The organism is Notoacmeibacter sp. MSK16QG-6 (genome assembly GCF_024158145.1).
GTDB lineage: Bacteria > Pseudomonadota > Alphaproteobacteria > Rhizobiales > Rhizobiaceae > Notoacmeibacter.
In genome coordinates this window covers 171671-192337 of sequence record NZ_JAMYXM010000001.1, presented here as the reverse complement: position 1 = coordinate 192337, position 20667 = coordinate 171671, and the positions used below count along the sequence as shown (strand labels likewise).

The 20667-nt window shown below is 58.8% G+C and carries 23 protein-coding genes and 2 tRNA genes; 12 read left to right on the top strand and 13 right to left on the bottom strand.

Features of this window, described 5'->3' with window-relative positions; all coding sequences use genetic code 11:
• Positions 1-62 precede the first annotated feature (62 nt).
• Together ndk and NIM86_RS00910 are read left to right on the top strand one after the other, a co-directional pair.
• Positions 63-485, top strand: coding sequence for a nucleoside-diphosphate kinase (gene ndk / locus NIM86_RS00915; protein WP_253378386.1), 423 nt, complete (start codon positions 63-65; stop codon positions 483-485).
• A gap of 252 nt (positions 486-737) precedes the next feature.
• Entirely contained in the window at positions 738-1382 is a 645-nt protein-coding gene (locus tag NIM86_RS00910) for a hemolysin III family protein (protein ID WP_253378385.1), read from the top strand.
• A 153-nt stretch (positions 1383-1535) separates the two neighbouring features.
• Here NIM86_RS00910 and ung read toward each other — a convergent pair whose 3' ends face one another.
• The 5 genes from ung to uvrC form a co-directional block, all read right to left on the bottom strand.
• On the bottom strand, positions 1536-2228 hold the full coding sequence (ung, locus tag NIM86_RS00905; RefSeq protein ID WP_253378384.1) for a uracil-DNA glycosylase: 693 nt from the start codon (positions 2226-2228) through the stop codon (positions 1536-1538).
• Positions 2225-2695: a molybdenum cofactor biosynthesis protein MoaE gene (locus NIM86_RS00900; RefSeq protein WP_253378383.1), complete on the bottom strand. Its 471-nt coding sequence runs from the start codon at positions 2693-2695 to the stop codon at positions 2225-2227. Before NIM86_RS00900 ends, ung begins: the two co-directional genes overlap by 4 nt.
• A 3-nt stretch (positions 2696-2698) precedes the next feature.
• Positions 2699-2953, bottom strand: a complete 255-nt coding sequence (moaD, locus tag NIM86_RS00895; RefSeq protein WP_253378382.1) for a molybdopterin converting factor subunit 1 — start codon at positions 2951-2953, stop codon at positions 2699-2701.
• 10 nt (positions 2954-2963) lie between these two features.
• A complete protein-coding gene (pgsA, locus tag NIM86_RS00890; protein ID WP_253380627.1) occupies positions 2964-3524 on the bottom strand; it encodes a CDP-diacylglycerol--glycerol-3-phosphate 3-phosphatidyltransferase in 561 nt (186 codons plus the stop codon).
• Positions 3525-3641: 117 nt separating this feature from the next.
• Positions 3642-5801, bottom strand: a complete 2160-nt coding sequence (gene uvrC, locus NIM86_RS00885; RefSeq protein ID WP_253378381.1) for an excinuclease ABC subunit UvrC — start codon at positions 5799-5801, stop codon at positions 3642-3644.
• Positions 5802-5904: 103 nt separating this feature from the next.
• Between uvrC and NIM86_RS00880 the strand changes: the two genes are divergently transcribed.
• Positions 5905-6678, top strand: coding sequence for an SDR family NAD(P)-dependent oxidoreductase (locus NIM86_RS00880; RefSeq protein WP_253378380.1), 774 nt, complete (start codon positions 5905-5907; stop codon positions 6676-6678).
• 6 nt (positions 6679-6684) lie between these two features.
• Here the strand turns inward: NIM86_RS00880 and NIM86_RS00875 are convergent, their stop codons facing one another.
• Positions 6685-7635, bottom strand: a complete 951-nt coding sequence (locus NIM86_RS00875) for a calcium/sodium antiporter (RefSeq protein WP_253378379.1) — start codon at positions 7633-7635, stop codon at positions 6685-6687.
• Between the two features lie 334 nt (positions 7636-7969).
• Between NIM86_RS00875 and NIM86_RS00870 the strand changes: the two genes are divergently transcribed.
• Positions 7970-8620 (top strand): outer membrane protein, encoded by a 651-nt coding sequence (locus NIM86_RS00870; RefSeq protein ID WP_253378378.1) that lies wholly within the window; start codon positions 7970-7972, stop codon positions 8618-8620.
• Positions 8621-8715: 95 nt separating this feature from the next.
• On the opposite strand, the gene NIM86_RS00865 is transcribed toward NIM86_RS00870, so the two are convergent.
• The 6 genes from NIM86_RS00865 to purM all read right to left on the bottom strand — a co-directional run bounded on the left by NIM86_RS00865 (position 8716) and on the right by purM (position 13313).
• Positions 8716-9309: a glutathione S-transferase family protein gene (locus NIM86_RS00865; RefSeq protein ID WP_253378377.1), complete on the bottom strand. Its 594-nt coding sequence runs from the start codon at positions 9307-9309 to the stop codon at positions 8716-8718.
• A 27-nt stretch (positions 9310-9336) separates the two neighbouring features.
• Positions 9337-10116 carry a ribonuclease T2 gene (locus NIM86_RS00860; RefSeq protein ID WP_253378376.1) on the bottom strand — a complete coding sequence of 260 codons (780 nt, stop codon included), beginning with the start codon at positions 10114-10116 and terminating at the stop codon, positions 9337-9339.
• A gap of 3 nt (positions 10117-10119) precedes the next feature.
• The gene (locus NIM86_RS00855) at positions 10120-10608 is read right to left on the bottom strand and encodes a hypothetical protein (protein WP_253378375.1); all 489 of its coding nucleotides are present in this window, start codon (positions 10606-10608) and stop codon (positions 10120-10122) included.
• A gap of 118 nt (positions 10609-10726) precedes the next feature.
• Positions 10727-11566, bottom strand: a complete 840-nt coding sequence (locus tag NIM86_RS00850) for a 23S rRNA (adenine(2030)-N(6))-methyltransferase RlmJ (protein WP_253378374.1) — start codon at positions 11564-11566, stop codon at positions 10727-10729.
• Positions 11563-12249, bottom strand: coding sequence for a phosphoribosylglycinamide formyltransferase (gene purN, locus NIM86_RS00845; RefSeq protein ID WP_253378373.1), 687 nt, complete (start codon positions 12247-12249; stop codon positions 11563-11565). The genes NIM86_RS00850 and purN overlap by 4 nt, the downstream gene beginning before the upstream one ends.
• Complete coding sequence (gene purM / locus NIM86_RS00840) at positions 12246-13313, bottom strand: phosphoribosylformylglycinamidine cyclo-ligase (RefSeq protein ID WP_253378371.1); 1068 nt, start codon at positions 13311-13313, stop codon at positions 12246-12248. Before purM ends, purN begins: the two co-directional genes overlap by 4 nt.
• A gap of 121 nt (positions 13314-13434) precedes the next feature.
• On the opposite strand from purM, the gene NIM86_RS00835 reads away from it, so the two are divergent.
• From NIM86_RS00835 to NIM86_RS00810, 6 genes are all read left to right on the top strand, one after another.
• Positions 13435-13992, top strand: a complete 558-nt coding sequence (locus NIM86_RS00835) for a CDP-alcohol phosphatidyltransferase family protein (protein ID WP_256478308.1) — start codon at positions 13435-13437, stop codon at positions 13990-13992.
• A 4-nt stretch (positions 13993-13996) separates the two neighbouring features.
• A complete protein-coding gene (locus NIM86_RS00830) occupies positions 13997-15151 on the top strand; it encodes an AI-2E family transporter (RefSeq protein ID WP_253378369.1) in 1155 nt (384 codons plus the stop codon).
• Positions 15152-15159: 8 nt separating this feature from the next.
• Positions 15160-15891: a hypothetical protein gene (locus tag NIM86_RS00825; RefSeq protein ID WP_253378368.1), complete on the top strand. Its 732-nt coding sequence runs from the start codon at positions 15160-15162 to the stop codon at positions 15889-15891.
• Positions 15892-15936: 45 nt separating this feature from the next.
• Positions 15937-16013: transfer RNA gene (locus NIM86_RS00820), tRNA-Pro, on the top strand.
• A gap of 65 nt (positions 16014-16078) precedes the next feature.
• Complete coding sequence (locus NIM86_RS00815) at positions 16079-16384, top strand: ETC complex I subunit (protein WP_253378367.1); 306 nt, start codon at positions 16079-16081, stop codon at positions 16382-16384.
• A gap of 28 nt (positions 16385-16412) precedes the next feature.
• Positions 16413-16489: transfer RNA gene (locus NIM86_RS00810), tRNA-Arg, on the top strand.
• A gap of 174 nt (positions 16490-16663) precedes the next feature.
• On the opposite strand, the gene NIM86_RS00805 is transcribed toward NIM86_RS00810, so the two are convergent.
• On the bottom strand, positions 16664-18430 hold the full coding sequence (locus NIM86_RS00805; protein ID WP_253378366.1) for a SulP family inorganic anion transporter: 1767 nt from the start codon (positions 18428-18430) through the stop codon (positions 16664-16666).
• A 149-nt stretch (positions 18431-18579) separates the two neighbouring features.
• On the opposite strand from NIM86_RS00805, the gene NIM86_RS00800 reads away from it, so the two are divergent.
• A complete protein-coding gene (locus NIM86_RS00800) occupies positions 18580-19467 on the top strand; it encodes an MBL fold metallo-hydrolase (RefSeq protein WP_253378365.1) in 888 nt (295 codons plus the stop codon).
• Between the two features lie 179 nt (positions 19468-19646).
• Entirely contained in the window at positions 19647-20654 is a 1008-nt protein-coding gene (locus NIM86_RS00795; RefSeq protein WP_253378364.1) for an ABC transporter substrate-binding protein, read from the top strand.
• Positions 20655-20667: the final 13 nt, after the last annotated feature.

Sequence of the window (20667 nt, the reverse complement as noted above, 5' to 3'; positions counted from 1 at the left end):
ACGTTGCTTCCGCTAGAAGCGCGCCGAACATCCTTTCCCGAAAATATGACCAGAGGAATACCATGGCCATCGAACGCACCTTTTCCATGATCAAGCCGGATGCGACCAAGCGCAATCTGACCGGCGCCATCACCAAAATGCTGGAGGATGCGGGTCTGCGCGTCGTGGCGTCCAAGCGCGTCCATATGAGCCAGCGCGAGGCGGAAGCCTTTTACGCTGTGCACAAGGAGCGTCCCTTCTTCGGCGAACTGACGGAGTTCATGGCGTCCGGCCCGACAATCGTGCAGGTGCTTGAAGGCGAGAACGCCATTGCCAAAAACCGCGAAGTGATGGGCGCGACCAACCCGGCCGATGCCGACGAGGGCACGATCCGCAAGGCCTTCGCCCAGTCGATCGGCGAAAACTCCGTCCATGGTTCCGATGCGCCCGAGACCGCCAAGGAAGAGATCGCTTTCTGGTTCGCCGAGAAGGACATTGTCGGCTGATCGAATCCGCAGCGTAACATACGATAAAAGGCCGGCGTCTTGCGTCGGCCTTTTTGATTCACGACATTGAAGTCTGGCGCGAAGCGACTCGACGTATTGCGTTATTTCGTTCGCGTCAAAGTTCTGTCGACAGCCGGCATAATGCCGTTAACCTGTTGTCATGACGTTGTCACGGATACTCATCCTATTGGGAGCGGGGCGGATCGCCTGCGGCGCGCCACCCGGAGGATCAACTCGGGAAGGGAGGCGCTAATGCCGTTTCCAAATTTCACGGCTGCCGAGCTCTATGCGGATGGTGTGGTCCACACGCTCGCAATGATCGCCAGCGCTGTGGCCGTGACTCTCCTCCTCGCGCTGACAGCCGGCGACATTTCGGGCAGCATGACTTTCGCCCTGTCCATCTATGGCGCAGGCCTGTTTGCCATGTTCGCCTTCTCCGCTGCCTACAATCTGACGCCCTGGCACAGCGCGAAGGTGCTTCTTCGCCGGTTCGATCAAGCCGCGATTTTCGTCATGATCGCAGGAACTTACACGCCACTCGTCGTGCTGATGGACACCACGCTGGCTTATGTCATTCTGGCGGTCGTCTGGGCGGGGGCGCTGGCCGGCGTGGCGTCTAAGCTCATCTTCGCAGCCGAGTACCGCCGCTGGGATCCGGCGCTCTACCTCGCGCTCAGCTGGTGCGGTGTCGTGCTGATCGGTCAGATGCTTTTGGTGCTGCCGACCTTCGTGACGGCGATGATCTTCATCGGCGGCGTATGCTATTCCGTTGGCGTCGTTTTCCACGTCTGGGAAACGCTGAAATTCCATAATGTTGTCTGGCACAGCTTCGTCGTGGCGGGCGCGGTCTGCCATTTCATAGCCGTTGCTCACGGCACGACGAAAATGATCGGCTAGGTTGCAGCTTGCAGTCGTCATTCCGTGACTTGTTCACGGTCTCCAGACGACAGCGGCCCCTCTGGATTCCGGCAACGAGTGCCGGGACGACGCCCGCCAGCGCCTAGATCATCGCGATATGGCGAGACGAAATTCTCCGGCCTAAAATTCAGCTTAGGCTACTGTTTCCGGCAGGCGCCAGTCGACCGGCGTCTGACCGGCCTTTTCCAGAAAGGCGTTTGCCTTGGAGAAGTGGCGGCAGCCAAAAAAACCGTTATGGGCAGAGAGTGGCGACGGGTGAGGGGCCTTCAGAACGAGGTGGCGGCCTGTGTCGACGAAGGCCGCTTTTTTTTGAGCGTATGATCCCCACAGCATGAAGACCACCGGATGATCGAGGTCGTTAACGCGACGAATAACAGCGTCGGTGAAGCGCTCCCAGCCCTGTCCGCGATGCGAAGCCGCTTCACCGCGTCGCACGGTGAGCACGCTGTTCAATAGCAGCACGCCCTGCCTGGCCCAGCTTTCCAGAAAACCGTGCCTGGCCGGTGCGATACCGAGATCGCTCTCCAGTTCCTTGTAGATATTGACGAGCGAGGGAGGGATGCGTACGTCCGGTTTCACGGAAAAGCAGAGCCCGTGCGCCTGACCGTCGCCATGATAGGGATCCTGTCCGAGGATGACGATCTTCACATCGTCGAGCGGTGTCAGGTCGAGCGCGCGAAAATAGTCCACCCCCTTTGGGAAGACGACCTGCCTATTGGCATATTCATTTTTCAGAAACGATTTGAGCGTCGCCATGTAAGGATCGGCAAACTCGCTGGCGAGGGCGGCTTTCCAACTCTCGTCGAGACGGACCGGATCGCTCATCGTTCGGCCCAGCGCTTCTTCGCCTCATCGTCGGCGTCCTTGGCCGAAACCCATTCGCCGGCCGATCCATCCACCCAATGCTCTTTCTTCCAGAAGGGCGCTTCGGTCTTCAGAAAGTCCATCATGAAATTCGCGCCGTCGAATGCCGCCTGTCGGTGCGCGGATGTTGCCGCGACGAGGACGATCTGTTCGCCGGGTGCAATCTTGCCGAAGCGATGAATAGCCAGGACTCCGTAAAGTGGCCAGCGTCGGCAAGCTTCTTGAGCGATGCGGCGGATTTGGGCTTCCGCCATGCCTGGGTAATGTTCCAGCTCCAGCGCAGCCAGGCTATCGCCGTCTGCCCGGCAAAGCCCGGTAAAAGACACGACGGCGCCGATATCGGTCCGCCCATCCGTCAGAGCGGCGATCTCGGCTTCTCCGTTGAAATCCTCGGCTTGGATGCGAACGATAACCGGCGGCTCGGCCATATATCAGCCTCCCGTCATCGGTGGAAAAAGTGCGATTTCCGATGCATTACCGATCCGCTCGCTACGATCGGCATGTTCCTGATCGATGGCAACACGGATCGTGTTCCGATGGCTCATAAGGTCTGCGTAAGCGTCGCCACGTTCGGCGAGATGGTCGAGGAGATCGCCGACTGTCTCGACCGTTTCCGGCAACTCGATTTCTTCGGAACTTTTGTTCAGCCGTTCGCGCACCCACGCGAAATAGACGAGTTTTACCATGGCGGCCTCTTTATTCTTCGACGACATGTTTCAGCCCGGCGCGGAAATAGTCCCACCCGGTGATGAGAGTGACGATCGCCGAGATCCACAACAGGATAAGACCGGTCTGTGTCGTATAGGGAAAAATCTTGTCGCCTGCCGGGCCGGCCAGAAGAAACCCGATGGCGACCAGTTGCGCGGTGGTTTTCCATTTGGCCAATCGCGACACCGGCACCGAGACTTTCAAGCCGGCGAGATATTCACGCAGCCCGGCGATCAGGATTTCGCGGCACAAGATGATGATGGCGGCCCAGAGGCTCCAACCCTGAATCGTCTTGTCGGTATCGGCCGCGAGCAGCAGAAGAGCCGTCGCAACGAGTAGTTTGTCGGCAATCGGGTCCAGCATCTTGCCGATATTTGAACTTTGACCCAGCCGCCGTGCCAGATAGCCATCGAAGAAGTCGGTAACGGCGGCAGCGACGAAGATGCCAAGCGCCCACCAGCGCGCAGTATCGGACGAATGTAGCCGTCCCTCGACGAAAAAGCAGATCGCGACCGCCGGCACCGCCAGTATACGGGCATAGGTCAGCATGTTGGGGATATTATAGGCGTTGCGAATGTTACCCACCGTCGTCCGGAACCAGCTTCGTTATTAGCCAAGTCGGGCTCAACCCGCCATGGTCAAGCGCTATCGAGCATGAACTTGTCGTCATCCGCCATCGCCGCCCTCATGGAAATGATCGTAGATCTGCCTGGCAATGGATTCGGATATCCCTTCCACGGCCATCAGATCCCTTAGGGCGGCTCGTGAAACTGCCTTGGCGGTACCGAAATGCTGTAGAAGCGCGCGCTTGCGCGACGGGCCAATCCCGCCGATTTCGTCGAGTGGATTTTTTGTGAAATTGGCCTTCCGCTTGGCGCGATGACTGCCGATGGCAAAGCGGTGCGCTTCGTCGCGCAAGCGCTGGATGAAATAGAGAACCGGATCGCGCGGCGGCAGCGAAAATTCACTACGCCCTTCGATCACGAAACGCTCGCGACCGGCGTCACGGTCCTGCCCTTTGGCGACGCCAATGACGGCGACCTCCTTTTCGACGCCAAGTTGACGAAGGATTTCCATCACGGAGCTGATCTGCCCACGCCCGCCGTCGATCAGGAGCAGATCGGGCCAGTCCGGAAAACTGTCCTCGTCCTTCTGCGGTGAATCACCGGCAGCGGTTTCACTCGGCTTCCCCTGCTCTTTCAAAAGACGCGCGAACCGTCGCTGCATCACCTCGCGCATCATGGCGAAATCGTCGCCCGGATTTGTGTCCGGGTTCTTGATATTGAACTTGCGATAGCTGTTCTTGGCGAACCCGTCCGGGCCGGCGACGATCATTGCGCCCACCGCATTTGTGCCCATGATGTGAGAGTTATCGAACACCTCGATACGTCGCGGGGGCTCATCCAGTCCGAAGGTTGCGGCGAGTCCGGCCAGCAATTTGCTCTGTGCGGAGGTCTCGGCGAGCCGTCTTCCGAGCGCCTCTCGAGCGTTTTGAAGCGCTCGACCCACCAGGTCGCGCTTTTCCCCCCGCGCCGGTACCGCAATCGTCACCTTTCGGCTGGCTTTTACGCAGAGGGCTTCGGCAAGCAGGTTTTGATCCTCGACGGAATGGGAAAGCAGAATCTGACGCGGCACGGGCTTGTCGTCGTAGAACTGCGAGAGGAACGCGCCCAGCACGTCGCCTTCTTCGAGCGCTGAATCCGCTTTTGGGAAATAGGCGCGGTTGCCCCAGTTCTGACCGGTGCGGAAGAAGAAAACCTCGATGCAGTTCTGCCCGCCCTCCTGATGGATGGCGAAAATATCCGCCTCCTCCACGCCTTGCACGTTGATGCCCTGATGGCTCTGCACGTGGGAGAGAGAGGACAGACGGTCGCGGAATAACGCGGCGCGCTCGAAATCTAGATTTTCTGCCGCAGCATTCATTTCATCGGCCATGCGCTTTGTGACGGCGTTCGAGCGGCCGGACAGGAAATCGCCGGCGTCCCGTACAAGTTTACGATAGTCGTCTTCGCTGACTTCGCCCGTGCAAGGGCCGGCGCATCGCTTGATCTGATAAAGTAGGCAGGGGCGCGTCCGGCTGGCATAGACGCTGTCGGAGCATGATCGGATGAGAAAGGCCTTCTGCAAGGAGTTGACCGTCCGCGTCACCGCGCCGGCAGAGGCGAAGGGGCCGTAATAATCGCGGTGTTTGGACCGTGCGCCTCGATGCTTGAAGATGCCCGGCGCGCTGTGATCGGTGGTCAGAACGATATAGGGGAAGCTTTTGTCGTCTCGCAGCAAAACGTTAAAGCGTGGCCGCAAGCGTTTGATCAGATTCGCTTCGAGCAGCAGAGCTTCTGTCTCGGTGCGGGTGACGATGAAATCCATCGAATGGGTTTCGGCGATCATGCGCGTCAAACGTCCGGCGTGGGCGCGGCCCTGCGCATAATTCGAAACACGCTTCTTCAGGCTGCGCGCCTTGCCGACATAGAGAACATCGCCGCCCTTGTTCAGCATACGATAGACGCCGGGCCGGTTCGGCAATTGCTTGACGTAGATCGCAATGGCTTCGGCGCCGGTCTTGCCTGCAGTCTCGGCCGCGGACAGATTATCCCAGGCGATATCTTTCAATAGTGCTTCTATGGCGTCTCGGTCGGTCTCGGTCGCCTGGCTTTCCGTGACGATATCGCCCGGTTGCCACTGTTCGCTTCCGGCGGTTTCGCGAGCATCATCGTTCTCGTCTATCAGTTCGCGCACCCGCGCACCGAGATCCCGGTCTTCGCCTGGCACCAGTGGCTCTTTGCGCTGACGGTTGCGTCTTGCCTTGATGATTCGCGTTTCGCTCATATCCCTATATTTGGAACTTTCCGGGCGAGATGTTGAGACCCGGACGGATTTTCATCGTCGATTATCATCGGGACAGTCGATCTGAGGGCCATGTGGAGAGGATATGACGGAAAACAGGGATATGGCGGGTCGGATGGCCGTGGTGACTGGCGCATCGAGCGGCGTGGGCAGGGAGGTCGCCCGACAGATGGCGGAGAGGGGGTGTAACCTCTGGCTGACCTACCACAATGACGACGAGCCTGCGCGCGAACTTCAAGAAAGGTTTGCCGGCAAGGTGCGAATCGAAGCGCGACAGCTCGACCTCACCGACGAAGAGGCTGTGCGCGAGCTATTCGGCGAAATCGGCCGAGGCGAGGATGGGCTCGACTATCTCGTCAACAACGCTTCGTTCTGGTCGGAGGATTTGTGGGACGCCGATCCGAAAGATTTGAAGCCGGCAGACTTGCGCGCCGTTTTCGACGTCGATCTCGTCGGATCGTTTCTGACAATTCGAGAATCGATCGACCTGATGAAAAGAAAAGGGGGAGGGGCCATCGTCAATTTCTCCTCCAGCGATTCATTGCGCGGTGATCCGAAAGCATTTGCCTATAATCCGGCGCAGGTGGCGGTCATCGGGCTGACGCGCTCAGTGGCGCGCCGCTACGCACCATCGATCCGATGCAACGCCATCGCGCCGGGGCCTATCGATACGGGCTGGACGGAGCGCTGGGGGCTTAGCGAAAGCGAGAAAGCCGATGTCGGCGAGAAGAACGGCCTCGCCGGGCGAATGGGCCGACCCGATGAGATAGCTTCGCTCGCATGCTACCTGCTGTCGGATTCGTCACAATACATAAATGGTCAGGTGATTCGTGCCGATGGCGGAGCATCCATTGCCTGATCGGCGTCAATGTGAGGCGAACAGCGCATAGAGATAGACGAGAAAAGCAGCCGTCAGCAACGCGCCGAGTGCTTTGCCCATCTTGATCCGACAGAACACGACAACAGCCAGAACAACAGCCACTGCAGCCATCACCCACATATCGACATCGATAATGCGCCGATCGACATCGAAAGGCACGACCATGGCCGTAAGCCCCATGATCGACAGAATGTTGAAAAGGTTTGATCCGACCACATTGCCGAACGCCACCGCTCCGTGATTGCGCCATGCCGCTGCTACGCTGGCCGCCAGTTCTGGAAGCGATGTGCCGACCCCAACAATGGTAAGCCCGATCACTGTTTCCGGGACGCCCAACGAACTGGCGATGGCGCTTGCGCCAGAGACGGTCAGTTCAGCTCCGAGAGGCAGAAAGACCAGACCGGCCACAATTCGAAGGCCGATTCCGGTGCCGGTTTGACCACCGGCATCGACCTCATCCTCGTCGAGGAAGCTCGGCGCACGCTTATTGCTGCGGGCGTTCATGAACTGCCAGACAAGAAAAGCGATCAGCAGAGCGAAAAGAAAAGCGCCTGAAAGGCGGCTCAGCTCCCCCTGAAAGCCCATCATCGCCATGAAAATCGCGGTGGCGGCCAGCATGGCAAATACATTGCGTCGAACGCCGTGCTCGGTTGGCGCCATCGGCGAAATCATTGCCGGAACGCCGATCACGAGCAGCACATTGGCGATGTTGGAGCCGACCACATTGCCGACTGCCAGGCCCGGCTGATTGGATAGGACGGCATCGAGCGAAACGAAAAGTTCCGGCGCGCTTGTCCCGAAGGCGACGATGGTGAGGCCTATGATCAGCGGGGGCACGTCAAAACGTTCCGCCAGGCCCACAGCGCCTTTGACGAGCAGGTCGCCTCCGACGATGAGAAGGGCAAAGCCGGCAAGCAGCGAAACGTAACTCAGCATGAATGTGTCCTGTGGATCGGTCCATCGCATATAGATTGGGGCGAAACCAGCACCAGCCCTTGCGCACCGTGATCCCGGACAATCGCGGCCAAGCCTTGAGAAAGACGGCTTTCTAATCTCTCTGTTGCATAGCTGCAACGTGAGGCAACGCCTTATTCCCGCCAGAAAATCTCCACTGCGCCGCTCGTCTTTTTCCGCATTCGAAGCGCAAATTAGCTTTCATGAATGCGTATGGAACCGAGCCGATGCGCGGCCGTTACCTACCGTTCGAAACGTGAGCACCGTTCGCTCCCCCAAATTCGACGGTGCAAACAACAAGAATGAGTACAGTGAAATGAAGAAAATCGTATTTGCCGCCCTTTCTGGCGTTAGCCTCATCTCCGTCGCCGGCCTTGCACATGCTGCCGACGCTATCGATGCGGTCCCCGAAGCGCCTGCCGTGATGGTCGAAGAAACACCGGTCATGGGTTGGGACGGCGGTTATGTAGGTGCCATGGGCAACTACAATCACAGCAATGCCGACCGCGACAACGGTCTGCCGGGTGTCGATAGCGATACATTCGGTGGCGCCGCTTTCGCCGGTTATCAGCGTCAGAACGGCAACATCGTCTACGGTGCTGAAGCCGATGTCGGTTATAACGCCATGAATGGCGACGAGAACGGAACCGACGTCGAGACCGGTGTCGATGGCTCGCTACGCGCCCGTCTCGGTTATGCGCCTAACGACCGCGTACTCGTCTACGGTACGGGTGGTGTGGCCGCCGCCGATGCGGAGGTCTCCGATGCAGCCGGCAGCGACAGCAACGCCGTCATCGGCTACACGGTCGGCGCTGGCGCCGATGTGAAGATCACCAATCAGATCTTCGCTCGCGGTGAATATCGCTACACCGACTATATGGACGAGACGTTCAATACCGGCTCCGGCGACCAGGATGTCAGCATCGACAACCATCGCGTCGGCGCGGGTATCGGCTTCAAGTTCTGATACAGCCTGCGTAACTCTGAAAATCGAAAAGCCCGGCCATTGTGCCGGGCTTTTTAATGCTTTGCGGTCATCGTAGCTTCGTCAGGTCGCTTAGCTTATTTGGGAAGCAGGGTTGCCAGATCGGGCCGTGTTCGATCGAACCTTGACGCCCACTCGCAAAGATCGGGATAATCGTTCAGAACATTGGGCATGCGAAGCTTGGCGTAACCGATAGCGGCGCGGAGCGTGATATGGCCGCCATGCAAACCGTCATCCAGTGAAGGTACGTCGCCTTCGAAAAAGGCAAAACCGCGCTTTGCCTTTCCGAGTTGCTTGTCGATCCAGCCCTGATAGACCATCTCTTCCGGCCGGAACCGGCGTTCGTAAATCATCGCCACCATTGCGTCGCAGAGGCCGGTGCTGAGGCTCTCCATTACTTCCGCATCGAGACGGGCATCCGGCTGAAGCGGATAGACGCCATTGCCGCTCATCCTGTCCGCGTAGCGAAGGATGGCGCCCGAATCGAAGATCTTCCGGTTATCGTCGAGTATGAGGACAGGAATTTTGCCAAGCGGGTTGGCTTCCATCAACTCCGTCGGCTCCGCATTGGTATCGGTCGGCACACTTTCGAAGACGATATTGGCCAGCGTCAGTCCCATGCGGGCTTTCGCGCTGTAAGGCGAAGGGTCGGAATAAAGCAGGCGTGGCATCGTTGTCCTCTCCGAAAACGGCGGCGCTCAGCCGCGCTTGGGCATGAGCGCTTGTTTCATATTGCAGGCCCGGCGGTCGACGGCTGGGCAAGCGATGAAGTTAAGGGATTTATCCATGCAGATGCGCACATCGCGCACGTAACGGCGGTCGCATGTAACGGCTATGCCGTTGCGATTCAGTCCACGGTTCAGACGGATAAAGGCCTCTTCGGCCTCGGCCGGCGAAACGGCGCCGCCTCCGAGCCGCGTCGGCATGCGGATTTTCTCAAAGGCGGCGCGGGTGACGCGAAAATAATCTGTGGGGCTTAGTTCGGTGCAGGTGCCGTGTTTTCGCCATTCATGACCGGCCAGCCCGATAGTCGGGATGAGATCGCTGATCCCGGCATAAACCTGTTGAGAGATGCGTCCCGGTTCGGACGATTGGCAATTGCTTGGATATTTGCCGCCTTCGTATTGCGGCCAGAGACCGTGAACGACGAAGCCTTTTGGTCCGCCACGCCCGCATTGTCGTCGGCTCGCTTTCTCGCCTTCCGATGCGCAGTAGCTGGGCGACCACGACAGAGCGAGTACCCAGAAATCGAAATCGCCCGTCGAGACCGGAAGATTGTCCGTGGACGATTTCGTCGAGCGTAGATTGCCTGCGGCGTCATCCTCGGAAGACGTGGAAACCGTGGCGTCAGCCCTGCTGAAATTCTCTCCGACAACAGCGTTCAGCTGGTCTTCGAGCACGTCGTATGGGACGATCCCGGCGACGGCCAATCCGCAAAGAACGAGCAGTGCGATAATCGATTTGGCGCTCAGACGCACCCCTTAGTTCCGACCGACGCCGCTTCTGACGACACGGCAGGCTTCGTCATAAACATTCCATTCGTCGAAGCCCTGCATGCACGCCTCGACATTATCGCCGACGACGCCGGCAAAGCCCTGCTCATACTCTATGAGATACCAGACGGTCCGCGTTTCCCCATTCGAAAGCGCTGCGCTTGCCTGACAATAACGCCGTGCGATGGGTCGCTTGTGGGCTTCGGGAATGAAATCGTTCTGGTGAATGGCGTAATAATCCAGAATGTCGACCTGCGGCACGCCCGGTACATGGCGGCCCTGATAGTCGATTTGCTTCGAAACCTTCTTCAGAACGCGCTCTTCGGCACAGTCCTGATTCTCTTCATAGACGCCAAGCATATCGGCGGCATGGGAAACAGTGCCGGAAAAGGCGATCAGTAGGGTGGCGAATGCCGACGAGACAGAGAAGTGACGGAACATGCGAACCCGGCTCCTAGAACGGTTGATGTCTTGCATCGAAGAACTCTCTCGGTCGGTTTGCGCTAACGCAACGGCTCGATCAAGCCCAGGCGTTGCGGAAGGAGGATAACTGCGTGAGGATTGCGGTTGCCGTGGCCTTCACAACACGATCCGGTCAGAACGACCGGATCGTATGGCGGGCTTCCCCGTCCTCTGAGAGAATGCGGCCGATCATCGGTAGGATCAGCGCCATTTCTTCGGTGAGCGTGTAAGGCGGGTTGATGACAGCCATGCCGCATCCGTCGAGGCGGGGAGGGGTGGAAGGTTCACGGATAAAGAGAGAGATATCCAGACCTTCGCCGAAACCGCCTTCCGCCAGGCGATTTTGAAATTGCGCGACAGTGTGCCGGTCCTTGATCGGATACCACAGTGCATAGGTGCCGCCTCGCCAGCGCTTGATCGCCTTTGCCAGTCCATCCGCCATGCGATCGAATTCTCCAGCCTGTTCGAACGGTGGATCGACCAGAACCAGGCCGCGCTTTTCCTTGGGCGGAACATGCGCGCCCAGCGCCAGCCAGCCATCCAGTTCGATGACGCGGACCTGCCAGTCGCCTGCAAAACGAGTTTTCAGAAGCTGGCTGTCTTTCGGGTGAAGTTCAATGGCGCTGAGCCGATCCTGCTGGCGAAGCAGGGAACGGCTGATCATCGGGGAGCCGGGATAGGCGGAAATTGTATCTCCGGCGTTCACCGACTGCACGGCATCGAGAAAAGGTGCGATGAGGGCGGCAACATCAGCCGGCAAAGTTGCATTGGCGATGCGGCCGATACCGTCGCGCCATTCGCCCGTCCGCTGCGCTTCATCGGACGATAGATCGTAGAGCCCGGTCCCCGCATGCGTGTCGATGATGCGGAAGGCTTTGTCCTTGCGCTTCAGATGCTCGATGCAGCGCGTCAGCACGATATGCTTCAAAATATCGGCGAAGTTACCCGCATGGAAAGCGTGACGATAATTCACGGCTGATCGGATGTTTCCCGCGATCTGCCGACCGGGAGAAGCAGCGCCTTTTCGTCGCTTTCATTCATGTTGGAATAGAGCGTCGTGCCGTCGCGCATCGTAACCTTGCCTTCGGCGACAAGCCGCAGCGCTAGGGGGTAAAGGCGATGCTCGACCTCCAGCACCCGGTCGGCCAGTGTCGCCTCGGTGTCCTTGAGGCCGACCGGCACCGCTCCCTGCGCGATGATCGGCCCGTCATCCATATCCTCGGTCACGAAATGAACCGTCGCGCCGTGCACGCGGACGCCAGCGGAAAGAGCACGGGCGTGGGTATCGATGCCCTTGAAGCTTGGTAGAAGGGCGGGATGGATGTTCAGCAGCTTTCCCTGCCAACGCGAAACGAACGCGGCGGTCAATAGACGCATATACCCGGCAAGGCATATGAAGTCGGCATTCATCTGTTCGATCGCCGCGCTGATCGCTTCATCATGGCTGGCGCGGTCGTCGTAATCCTTGTGCGAGATGACTTGCGTTGCAATGCCGAAATCTTCCGCAGCCTTGAGTCCGGTCGCATCCGCCTTGTTCGAAATCACCCCGACGATCCTTGCTGGATAGGCCGGATCGAGCGTCGCGCTGATAAGCGCGCCCATATTCGACCCGCGTCCGGAGATCAGGATGACAATGCGTTTCGGTTCCGTCGTCATGCAAAGAGTTCGCCATCATAGAGAACGCCAGCGCTTTCGCGCCTGACTATCGAACCGATCGTGAGAGCCTCCTGTCCGGCATCGGCAAGGCTGGCACATACCGTCTCGGCCGCATCCGCGGCGGTGACGACCACCATGCCGATGCCGCAATTGAAGGTGCGCAGCATTTCCGCCTCATCGATATTGCCGGCTTTTGCCAGCCAGGAGAAGACGGGAGGAGGCGTGATAGCGGGAAGGTCGATCTTCACCGCCAAATCGTCCGGCAACACGCGAGGAATGTTCTCGGTGAACCCTCCACCTGTGATATGCGCCATCGCCTTGATCGCCCGGGTCGCCTTGATGGCCGCAAGCAGTGGTTTGACATAGATTTTGGTCGGTTCGAGCAGGGCTTCGCCCAAACTTGCCGATGGCGCAAACGGTGCGGGGCTTTCCCATTTCAGACCTTCTCTCTCCACGATCCGCCGGACGAGTGAAAACCCGTTGGAGTGAACGCCGGAAGATGGAAGTCCTAGAAGCACATCGCCCGGTGCCACATCGGCTGTGGGCAGGAGAGCGCCACGCTCCGCCGCTCCGACAGCGAAACCGGCGAGATCGTAATCGCCGCCGGAATACATGCCAGGCATTTCGGCGGTTTCTCCGCCGATCAGCGCACAGCCTGCCTGTCGACAGCCCTCGGCAATGCCCGACACGATGGCCGCGCCCTGTTCGGCGGAAAGTTTGCCGGTGGCGAAGTAATCGAGAAAAAGAAGCGGTTCGGCACCCTGAACGATAAGATCGTTGACGCACATTGCGACGAGATCCACGCCGACTGTGTCGTGTTGTCCGGTCTCGATTGCGATACGGAGTTTTGTTCCGACGCCATCATTGGCGGCGACGAGAATCGGATCGGTAAAACCCGCCGCCTTCAGGTCGAACAATCCACCGAAGCCGCCGATCTCCGAATCCGCGCCCGGACGGGCGGTGGCGCGCACCATCGGTTTGATCCGCTCGACCAGCGCATTGCCTTCATCGATATCGACGCCGGCATCGGCATAATTCATGCGAGAAGATGGAGTATCGTTCATCGGGCGGGTCGTCCGTTGGATTGGCGGGAACAACCCGGCAATTGGCATGAAAGAACGCCATCAGCAAGGCATAGGATCGCAGCTTTGCTTTCGCCCTGTGCAACACCTAGGTGTGAGCTGTTTGAACGAGGTCCTTTACACGTTGACGATACCGAATCTCATAACCCTGTTCCGGCTGATCCTGGTGCCGCTCGTTATCTGGTCGCTGATGGCGGGCCATTGGGGAATGGCGCTGGCCGGTTTCATCATTGCCGGCATGTCCGACGCGGTAGACGGCGCGCTGGCTCGTCTCTGGCATCAGCAGAGTGCGGTCGGGGCCTACCTCGATCCGATTGCAGACAAGCTTCTTCTGTCGTCCACCTTCATCGTTCTCGGCATTGTCGGGGCGTTGCCTGTCTGGCTCGTGGTAATCGTCGTGTTCCGCGATATAGGCATTCTCGGTGGCGTTGTGCTGGCGCGCGAAATGGAGGCCCCGATCACTATTCGTCCGATCTTCCTGTCGAAGTTGAACACGGCCGTTCAGATCGTGCTGGCGGCAGCCGTTCTGGCCCAGGGAGCCGGCGTCATCGCCATGCCGGGCGCATTGACGGTTCTGATGCTGCTCTGCGCATTCTTGACGGTCAGTTCGGCGGCAGCCTATGCCTTGCTCTGGTTCCGCCACATGCACGAGGCCGCTTGATCTCATGACCGATACCCGGCCGCCATACACGGTGCCCACGAAAGATCCCGGCGCACCGCCCCAACCGACGGACAACGTCGCGGAAGGCGCATTGTGGCGTCGACGCGTTCTCTTCTGGGGTGGGTTGGCGCTGGCGGTGCTCCTTATGCTTTGGGTGTTCCGCTCGGTGCTCATGCCCTTCGTCGTCGGCATGCTTCTCGCCTATTTCCTCGATCCTGTGGCCGACATGCTGGAGCGTCGCGGCCTGTCGCGCACATTGGCCGCGATTGTCATTCTGGTGGTGGCAATCGCTGTTCTCATGCTGGGCTTCGTGCTGATCGTGCCGGTGCTGGCGAACCAGCTTTCCGGTTTCGTGGAAAGATTGCCGACGCTGCTCTCCAACCTTCAGACCCTTGTCACATCCTACGGTCCCGCCTGGCTAGAACGGGTGTTTGGTGTGGATAAGGCGACGCTGGAAGAGGGTCTCAATCAGGCTCTCTCGCAGGGTTCCGGTTTTCTGGCTTCCTTTATCGAATCGGTCTGGAATTCCGGTGCGGCCCTGATGGATATTGCCGGCCTTTTCATCATCGCGCCTGTGGTTGCCTTCTATATGCTGATCGACTGGGACCGCATGGTCGCCTCCGTCGATGCTCATGTGCCGCGCCGTCATGTCGAAACGGTGCGCGCCATCGCCCGCGATGTCGACCGTGCCGTGGCTGGCTTTATTCGTGGACAGGGCTCCGTTTGCCTAATCCTTGGGATTTATTATGCAATCGGTCTGACTCTGGTTGGGCTGAATTTCGGTCTGTTGATCGGCCTTGGCGCCGGTATCATCAGCTTCATTCCCTATATCGGCTCGACCATCGGTCTGGTCGTGGCGCTCGGTGTGGCGCTCGTCCAGTTCTGGCCAGACTTCATCTGGATCGCCGCGACACTTGCAGTCTTCTTCTCCGGCCAGTTCATCGAGGGCAATATCCTCCAACCGAAGCTTGTCGGCGGGAAGGTCGGCCTTCACCCAGTCTGGTTGATGTTCGCTCTTTTCGCTTTCGGTGCATTGTTCGGTTTCATCGGTCTTCTGGTGGCGGTCCCGGCGGCGGCGGCTGTCGGCGTGATCGTCCGCTTCCTACTGGCGCGCTATCGCCAGTCGCATCTCTATGATGCGACGAGGGAAACCTCCTGACACCAGAGATGAGCGATTCGACCAAAGACCAGACGAAGGCGGCTTCACCTGAACAATTGTTGCTGGATTTGACCCGCGATCCGGCGCTCAGTCGCGACGATCTGGTGGCAACCCCAGCCAATCAGGCGGCAATCGCGCTGATCGACTCTTGGCCGAATTGGTCATCGCCGGTCGCGGTGATCCACGGGGCGGAAGGCAGCGGCAAGTCTCACCTGGCGGCTATCTGGCGTGATCGTACCTCCGCATCCATCACATCCGCTGGCGCCATTGGAAGCGAGGCCATAGAGGCAGCCATGAGGGGCGGTGCGGTGCTGGTAGAGGATGTCGACAGCGTAAAACCGGATCAGGCCGGCCTCTTCCATCTGATCAATGCTGTGCGACAGGGCGGAAGCTTTCTGCTTCTGACGTCCCGCGCGACGCCAGCCAATTGGCCGATCAGCTTGCCCGATCTCGTCTCGCGTCTCAGATCCGCTGCCCTCGCATCCATCGCACCTCCGGACGACCGGCTGTTGGATGCAGTACTGGTCAAATTGTTTTCAGATCGCCAAATCAGTATTGATCCGGCGATCACCGCTTATTTGGTTCCCCGCATGGAGCGATCCTTGTCGGTGGCGCGGGCGCTTGTGGAAGCCATCGACCGGCAGGCAATGACGAATCGTTCCGCTGTGACTCGTCCGCTCGCCGCCAATGTGCTCAATCGTTTGCAGCAAAGCGACGGGGAAGAGCCCGATGCCGATTGACAGATCGGATGAAACGGGCCATGTCGCACCCGAACGGCAAAGGCCCGGAGCGTAGCGCAGCCTGGTAGCGCATCTGGTTTGGGACCAGAGGGTCGCAGGTTCGAATCCTGCCGCTCCGACCATCGCCGTTGGTTTGATGCTGGCGGTCGGGTCGCACTCGTTTCCGCCGGGGCGAATGGAGGCCAGGATGAGTGCGCGCATCTACAGTCCCGCCAAGACGGCCATGCAGTCGGGCCGGGCCAAGACTGGCCGCTGGCTGCTTGAATTCGAACCCCAGGAACGCCGCGCCATCGATCCCTTGATGGGCTATACCTCATCGTCCGACATGACGAGCCAGGTTCGGCTCTGGTTCGATACCAAGGAAGAGGCGGTCGCCTACGCGAAGCGCGAAGGGATCGCCTATCGCGTCGACGAGCCGAAAGAGCGGGCGCGGCATACGATTTCCTACGCGGACAATTTCCGTTACGATCGCAAGACGCCCTGGACACATTGATTGCGAAGGTCAGTCGGCTTCGACCAATGGCCCCTTAGCTCAGCTGGATAGAGCACCGGCCTTCTAAGCCGATGGTCGCAGGTTCGAATCCTGCAGGGGTCGCCATTTCAGGAGAAGAGGCTGCAGAGGCACAGCTCTCCTTTCGCTACGGCCATATCGCTCTTCCATTCTCTTAGTCATGGTCCATGGATGCGACTTGGGAACTGATGGAGCCTGCACTGGGATTCGAAGGCAGCTAGACGGCCGACATCTCCGTAGACCGCCGCCCTTTTGACACGTCTATTTAACGATTTCCGGTCGCACCATCTCATCGGCCTTGATCGTCGTTTCCGGGTCGAGTGTCCGCATGGCCTGATGCTGGGTGAGGAAGACGCGGCCGGTCATCTCATCTAAGAGATGAGATCGCTTCAGCCGGTCCATGACCGGACCTTTCACTTCCGACAAATGCAGGTCGATCCCCGCCGATTCGAGCCGTCGAACCGTCATCTCGAGGCTTTCCAGTCCGCTGGCGTCGATGAAGTTGACTGCCGGACATTGCAGGACGAGATGTTTCAGGCCGGGCCGAGCGGCGACCTCTTCTTGAATGCGCGCCTCCACCGCACGGGCATTGGCGAAATAGAGGCTCTCGTCGAACCGCAAGGTCAGGACGCGTGAACTGGTCACGACATCGTGCCGGTCGATATTGCGGAAATGCTCGGTTCCAGGCACCTGGCCGACAATAGCCACGTGCGGGCGTGACGTCTGATAGAGGTAGAGGACGATTGACAGGGCCACCCCCGCGATAAGCCCGGTTTCGACGCCGAAGCCAAGCGTTGCGAGGATGGTCATGGCCGTCGCGGCGAAATCCGCTTTGGAATATGCCCACGTCTCCTTCATCGTCTTCACATCGACAAGGCTAAGCACCGCGACGATGATGGTGGCGGCCAACACAGCGATTGGCAGGAAATAAAGGAGAGGTGTGAGGATAAGAGACGCCAGCAAAATGCCGATAGCGGTAAAGGCCCCGGCAGCGGGTGTCTTCGCTCCGGCATCGAAATTGACGACCGACCTGGCGAACCCGCCAGTCACGGGATAGCCGCCAGTCAGGCCCGCAGCGATGTTGGCAGCGCCGAGGCCGACCAGTTCCTGGTCGGGATCGATGGACTGCCGCCGTCTTGCGGCAAGCGTCTGGGCAACGGATATCGATTCGACGAAGCCAACGATGGAAATCAGAAATGCGGCAGGCAGGAGCGCGACCCACATTTCGTGATTGGCAAACGGAAGGGTGAGCGGCGGCAAGCCCTGCGGGATTTCGCCGACAATGGCGACGCCCTGAAGGTCGAGGCGCAACGCCGCCACAGCAAGTACGGCAACAACAACGGCTAGGACCGGTCCTGTCCGCGCGATGAGCCCGGCAAGAAAATCACTCAGGCCCAATCGCAGCAAAAGCGGTCTGAAGCCTTGCCGGACCCAGAACAAAAACGCGAGCGATGCGACGCCGATCACCAACGTCGTCGCATTAGGATCGGAGAGGGTGGCGACGAGCCCCCCGACGATCTCGATCAGCGTATCGCCGCCGCCTTCCACCCCTAGAATATGCCGAGCCTGAGACAAAGCGATGATTATGGCTGAGGCCGTTATGAAGCCGGAAATAACAGGGTGGGAAAGCAGATTGGCAACGAAACCGAGACGAAACAGTCCCATCGTCAGCAAAATAATCCCACTTAGAAACGCCAGTACGAGCGCTGCGGTCAGATAATCGGCAGTGCCGCTTGCGGCAATTTCCCCGACTGCGGCTGCTGTCAAGAGCGATACCACCGCAACAGGGCCTACGGCCAATGTTCGGCTGGTGCCGAACAGCGCATAGGCGATGAGCGGCAGTATCGAAGCATATAGTCCCACGACCGGCGGAAGGCCTGCCAACAAAGCATAGGCAAGCGATTGCGGGATGAGCATGATCGTCACGATGATTGCCGCGACGATGTCGCTCGTCAGCGTGGCGCGATCATACTGGCGTCCCCAATCCAGGCATGGCAGGTAGCGGGCAAACGACTTCAAGAAATGCATGACGGGGATTGTTTCCGGACAAATGCTGCGAAAACGACAGTATGAAAAAACCTGACCTTGAACATATATGAACATATGAATATGTAAAGCCGACCAATGCTCTATCGGGCAGGTTATCGGCGACAATCGATTTTAGGAAGGGAGTTGAAATGTTGAGGCCAAAGGTCAAAGGTTTCTACGAGAAGCGGACGAATTCGGTTCAGTATGTGGCGTCATGCCCTGAGACGAAGAAGGCGGCCATTATTGACCCGGTCCTCGATTTCGATCCCAAGTCCGGCGCGACGGCCACGTTCAGCGCAGATGAGATACTGGGCTATATTGAGGATGAGGGGCTGACGGTCGAGTGGATTCTCGACACCCATCCACATGCCGATCACTTCTCCTCAGCTCATTATCTGAAAGAGAAGACCGGCGCCCGGACTGCGATCGGCGATCAGGTGGTCCAGGTGCAGTCGCTTTGGAAGAAATTCTACAATTGGCCGGATTTTCCAGCTGACGGCTCGCAATGGGATCACACCTTTGCTGAAGGCGAGCACTTCAAGGTTGGTGAGATGGATGCGAAGGTGATGTTCTCGCCGGGTCATACTCTCGCGTCGATCACATATGTTATTGGCGATGCGGCGTTCGTTCACGATACGCTTTTCATGCCGGATGGGGGCACGGCGCGGGCGGACTTTCCCGGCGGAAGCGCCAAGGCGCTCTGGGACTCGATCCAGCAGATCCTGGCATTGCCCGATGAGACACGCGTCTTCACAGGCCATGATTACCAGCCGGGCGGTCGCGATCCGGCTTGGGAATCGACGGTTGGTGAGCAGAAGCGCGACAATATCCATTTGAAGGACGGTAAGAGCGAAGCCGACTTCATCGAATTGCGCGAGGAACGCGATAAGACGCTTCCGATGCCCAACCAGATTCTCTTTGCGCTACAGGTCAACACCAATGGCGGGCGGCTTCCCGAACCGGAATCGAACGGCACGCGTTATATGAAAATTCCCTTGGACGTGCTGGAAGGCGCTGCCTGGGAGTTGGACGACTAGAAGAAGCTTTGGCTGGAAACACGAGCACCGTCGCGGTCCCAAGTCGCTCTGTTTTGCCGAAAACATAGGCAAAACAGGGCGATTTTGTTTGGTTGATTAGAAAACGTCCATGTGGTTCGATGCCGCATGAAGAGGCCGGGTTCGGCGCAATGCGAACCCACCATATGACGGAGTTCAATTTGATCAGACAAATCTTCGTAGCAGCAGCCATGATGGTCGCGACCGCCGCAAATAGCTGGGCGCAACAGGCCGTGCCATTCGCGCTCGACTGGAAATTCGAGGGGCCGGCCGCTCCTTACTTCCTGGCGATCGACAAGGGCTATTTCGAAGAGAAGGGCCTGACCGTCGAAATCGCTGAAGGTAAGGGCTCATTGGACGCTATTCCGAAAGTGGCGACCGGCGCGTTTCCACTCGGTTTTGCAGACATCAACTCGGTCATGCGGTTTTTGGACCAAAATCCTGGCGCGCCCGTCAAGGCGGTCATGATGGTGTACGACAAGCCGCCTTTCTCCGTCGTCGGCCGCAAATCGCTGGGTGTAGAAGCTCCCAAGGACCTTCAAGGCAAGGTGCTGGGCGCCCCGCCACCCGATGGCGCCTGGGCGCAATTTCCGATTTTCGCGGCAGAAAACGATCTCGATATGGACGCAATCACGGTCGAGCCGGTCGGCTTTCCGACTCGCGAGCCGATGCTGGCCGAAGGCAATGTTGCGGCCGTCACCGGCTTCTCCTTTTCCTCTACGCTCAACCTGATCCGCCTTGGTGTGCCGGAAGACGATCTATCGGTACTGCTGATGTCCGATTATGGCGTGAAGCTGTACGGCAACGCGATCATTGTGAACACCGAATTCGCTGAAGCGAACCCGGATGTCGTCAAAGGATTCTTGGAAGCCGTGGCAAAGGGATGGAAAACCGCCATCGAAAATCCGTCCGAAGCTATCGACTCCCTACTGGAGCGTAATCCGGCGGCCGACAAGGATCTCGAAACGGATCGACTGCAAATGGCCATCGATGCGAATGTGCTGACCGACTGGGTAAAGCAAAACGGTTTCGGCGATGTCGATGCGGACCGGTTCGAAGACGCAATCGAGCAGACGAAGACGGTCTATGAATTTCAGACGACGCCGGACATGGCGACCTTCTGGGATGGCCGATATCTGCCGTCAGGCGAGTCGGCGAAGCTTCAGTAGAGCGAGCGAACGT

What these genes read in the sequence shown, in the direction of transcription:
- pgsA (WP_253380627.1), bottom strand. Translation starts at nt 3,524, where the DNA reads ATGCTGACCTATGCCCGTATACTGGCGGTGCCGGCGGTCGCGATCTGC.
- NIM86_RS00805 (WP_253378366.1), bottom strand. Translation starts at nt 18,430, where the DNA reads ATGCATTTCTTGAAGTCGTTTGCCCGCTACCTGCCATGCCTGGATTGG.
- NIM86_RS00870 (WP_253378378.1), top strand. Translation starts at nt 7,970, where the DNA reads ATGAAGAAAATCGTATTTGCCGCCCTTTCTGGCGTTAGCCTCATCTCC.
- uvrC (WP_253378381.1), bottom strand. Translation starts at nt 5,801, where the DNA reads ATGAGCGAAACGCGAATCATCAAGGCAAGACGCAACCGTCAGCGCAAA.
- NIM86_RS00855 (WP_253378375.1), bottom strand. Translation starts at nt 10,608, where the DNA reads ATGCAAGACATCAACCGTTCTAGGAGCCGGGTTCGCATGTTCCGTCAC.
- moaD (WP_253378382.1), bottom strand. Translation starts at nt 2,953, where the DNA reads ATGGTAAAACTCGTCTATTTCGCGTGGGTGCGCGAACGGCTGAACAAA.
- NIM86_RS00865 (WP_253378377.1), bottom strand. Translation starts at nt 9,309, where the DNA reads ATGCCACGCCTGCTTTATTCCGACCCTTCGCCTTACAGCGCGAAAGCC.
- NIM86_RS00880 (WP_253378380.1), top strand. Translation starts at nt 5,905, where the DNA reads ATGACGGAAAACAGGGATATGGCGGGTCGGATGGCCGTGGTGACTGGC.
- ndk (WP_253378386.1), top strand. Translation starts at nt 63, where the DNA reads ATGGCCATCGAACGCACCTTTTCCATGATCAAGCCGGATGCGACCAAG.
- NIM86_RS00800 (WP_253378365.1), top strand. Translation starts at nt 18,580, where the DNA reads ATGTTGAGGCCAAAGGTCAAAGGTTTCTACGAGAAGCGGACGAATTCG.
- NIM86_RS00910 (WP_253378385.1), top strand. Translation starts at nt 738, where the DNA reads ATGCCGTTTCCAAATTTCACGGCTGCCGAGCTCTATGCGGATGGTGTG.
- NIM86_RS00875 (WP_253378379.1), bottom strand. Translation starts at nt 7,635, where the DNA reads ATGCTGAGTTACGTTTCGCTGCTTGCCGGCTTTGCCCTTCTCATCGTC.
- purN (WP_253378373.1), bottom strand. Translation starts at nt 12,249, where the DNA reads ATGACGACGGAACCGAAACGCATTGTCATCCTGATCTCCGGACGCGGG.
- NIM86_RS00825 (WP_253378368.1), top strand. Translation starts at nt 15,160, where the DNA reads ATGAGCGATTCGACCAAAGACCAGACGAAGGCGGCTTCACCTGAACAA.
- NIM86_RS00830 (WP_253378369.1), top strand. Translation starts at nt 13,997, where the DNA reads ATGACCGATACCCGGCCGCCATACACGGTGCCCACGAAAGATCCCGGC.
- NIM86_RS00815 (WP_253378367.1), top strand. Translation starts at nt 16,079, where the DNA reads ATGAGTGCGCGCATCTACAGTCCCGCCAAGACGGCCATGCAGTCGGGC.
- NIM86_RS00900 (WP_253378383.1), bottom strand. Translation starts at nt 2,695, where the DNA reads ATGGCCGAGCCGCCGGTTATCGTTCGCATCCAAGCCGAGGATTTCAAC.
- ung (WP_253378384.1), bottom strand. Translation starts at nt 2,228, where the DNA reads ATGAGCGATCCGGTCCGTCTCGACGAGAGTTGGAAAGCCGCCCTCGCC.
- purM (WP_253378371.1), bottom strand. Translation starts at nt 13,313, where the DNA reads ATGAACGATACTCCATCTTCTCGCATGAATTATGCCGATGCCGGCGTC.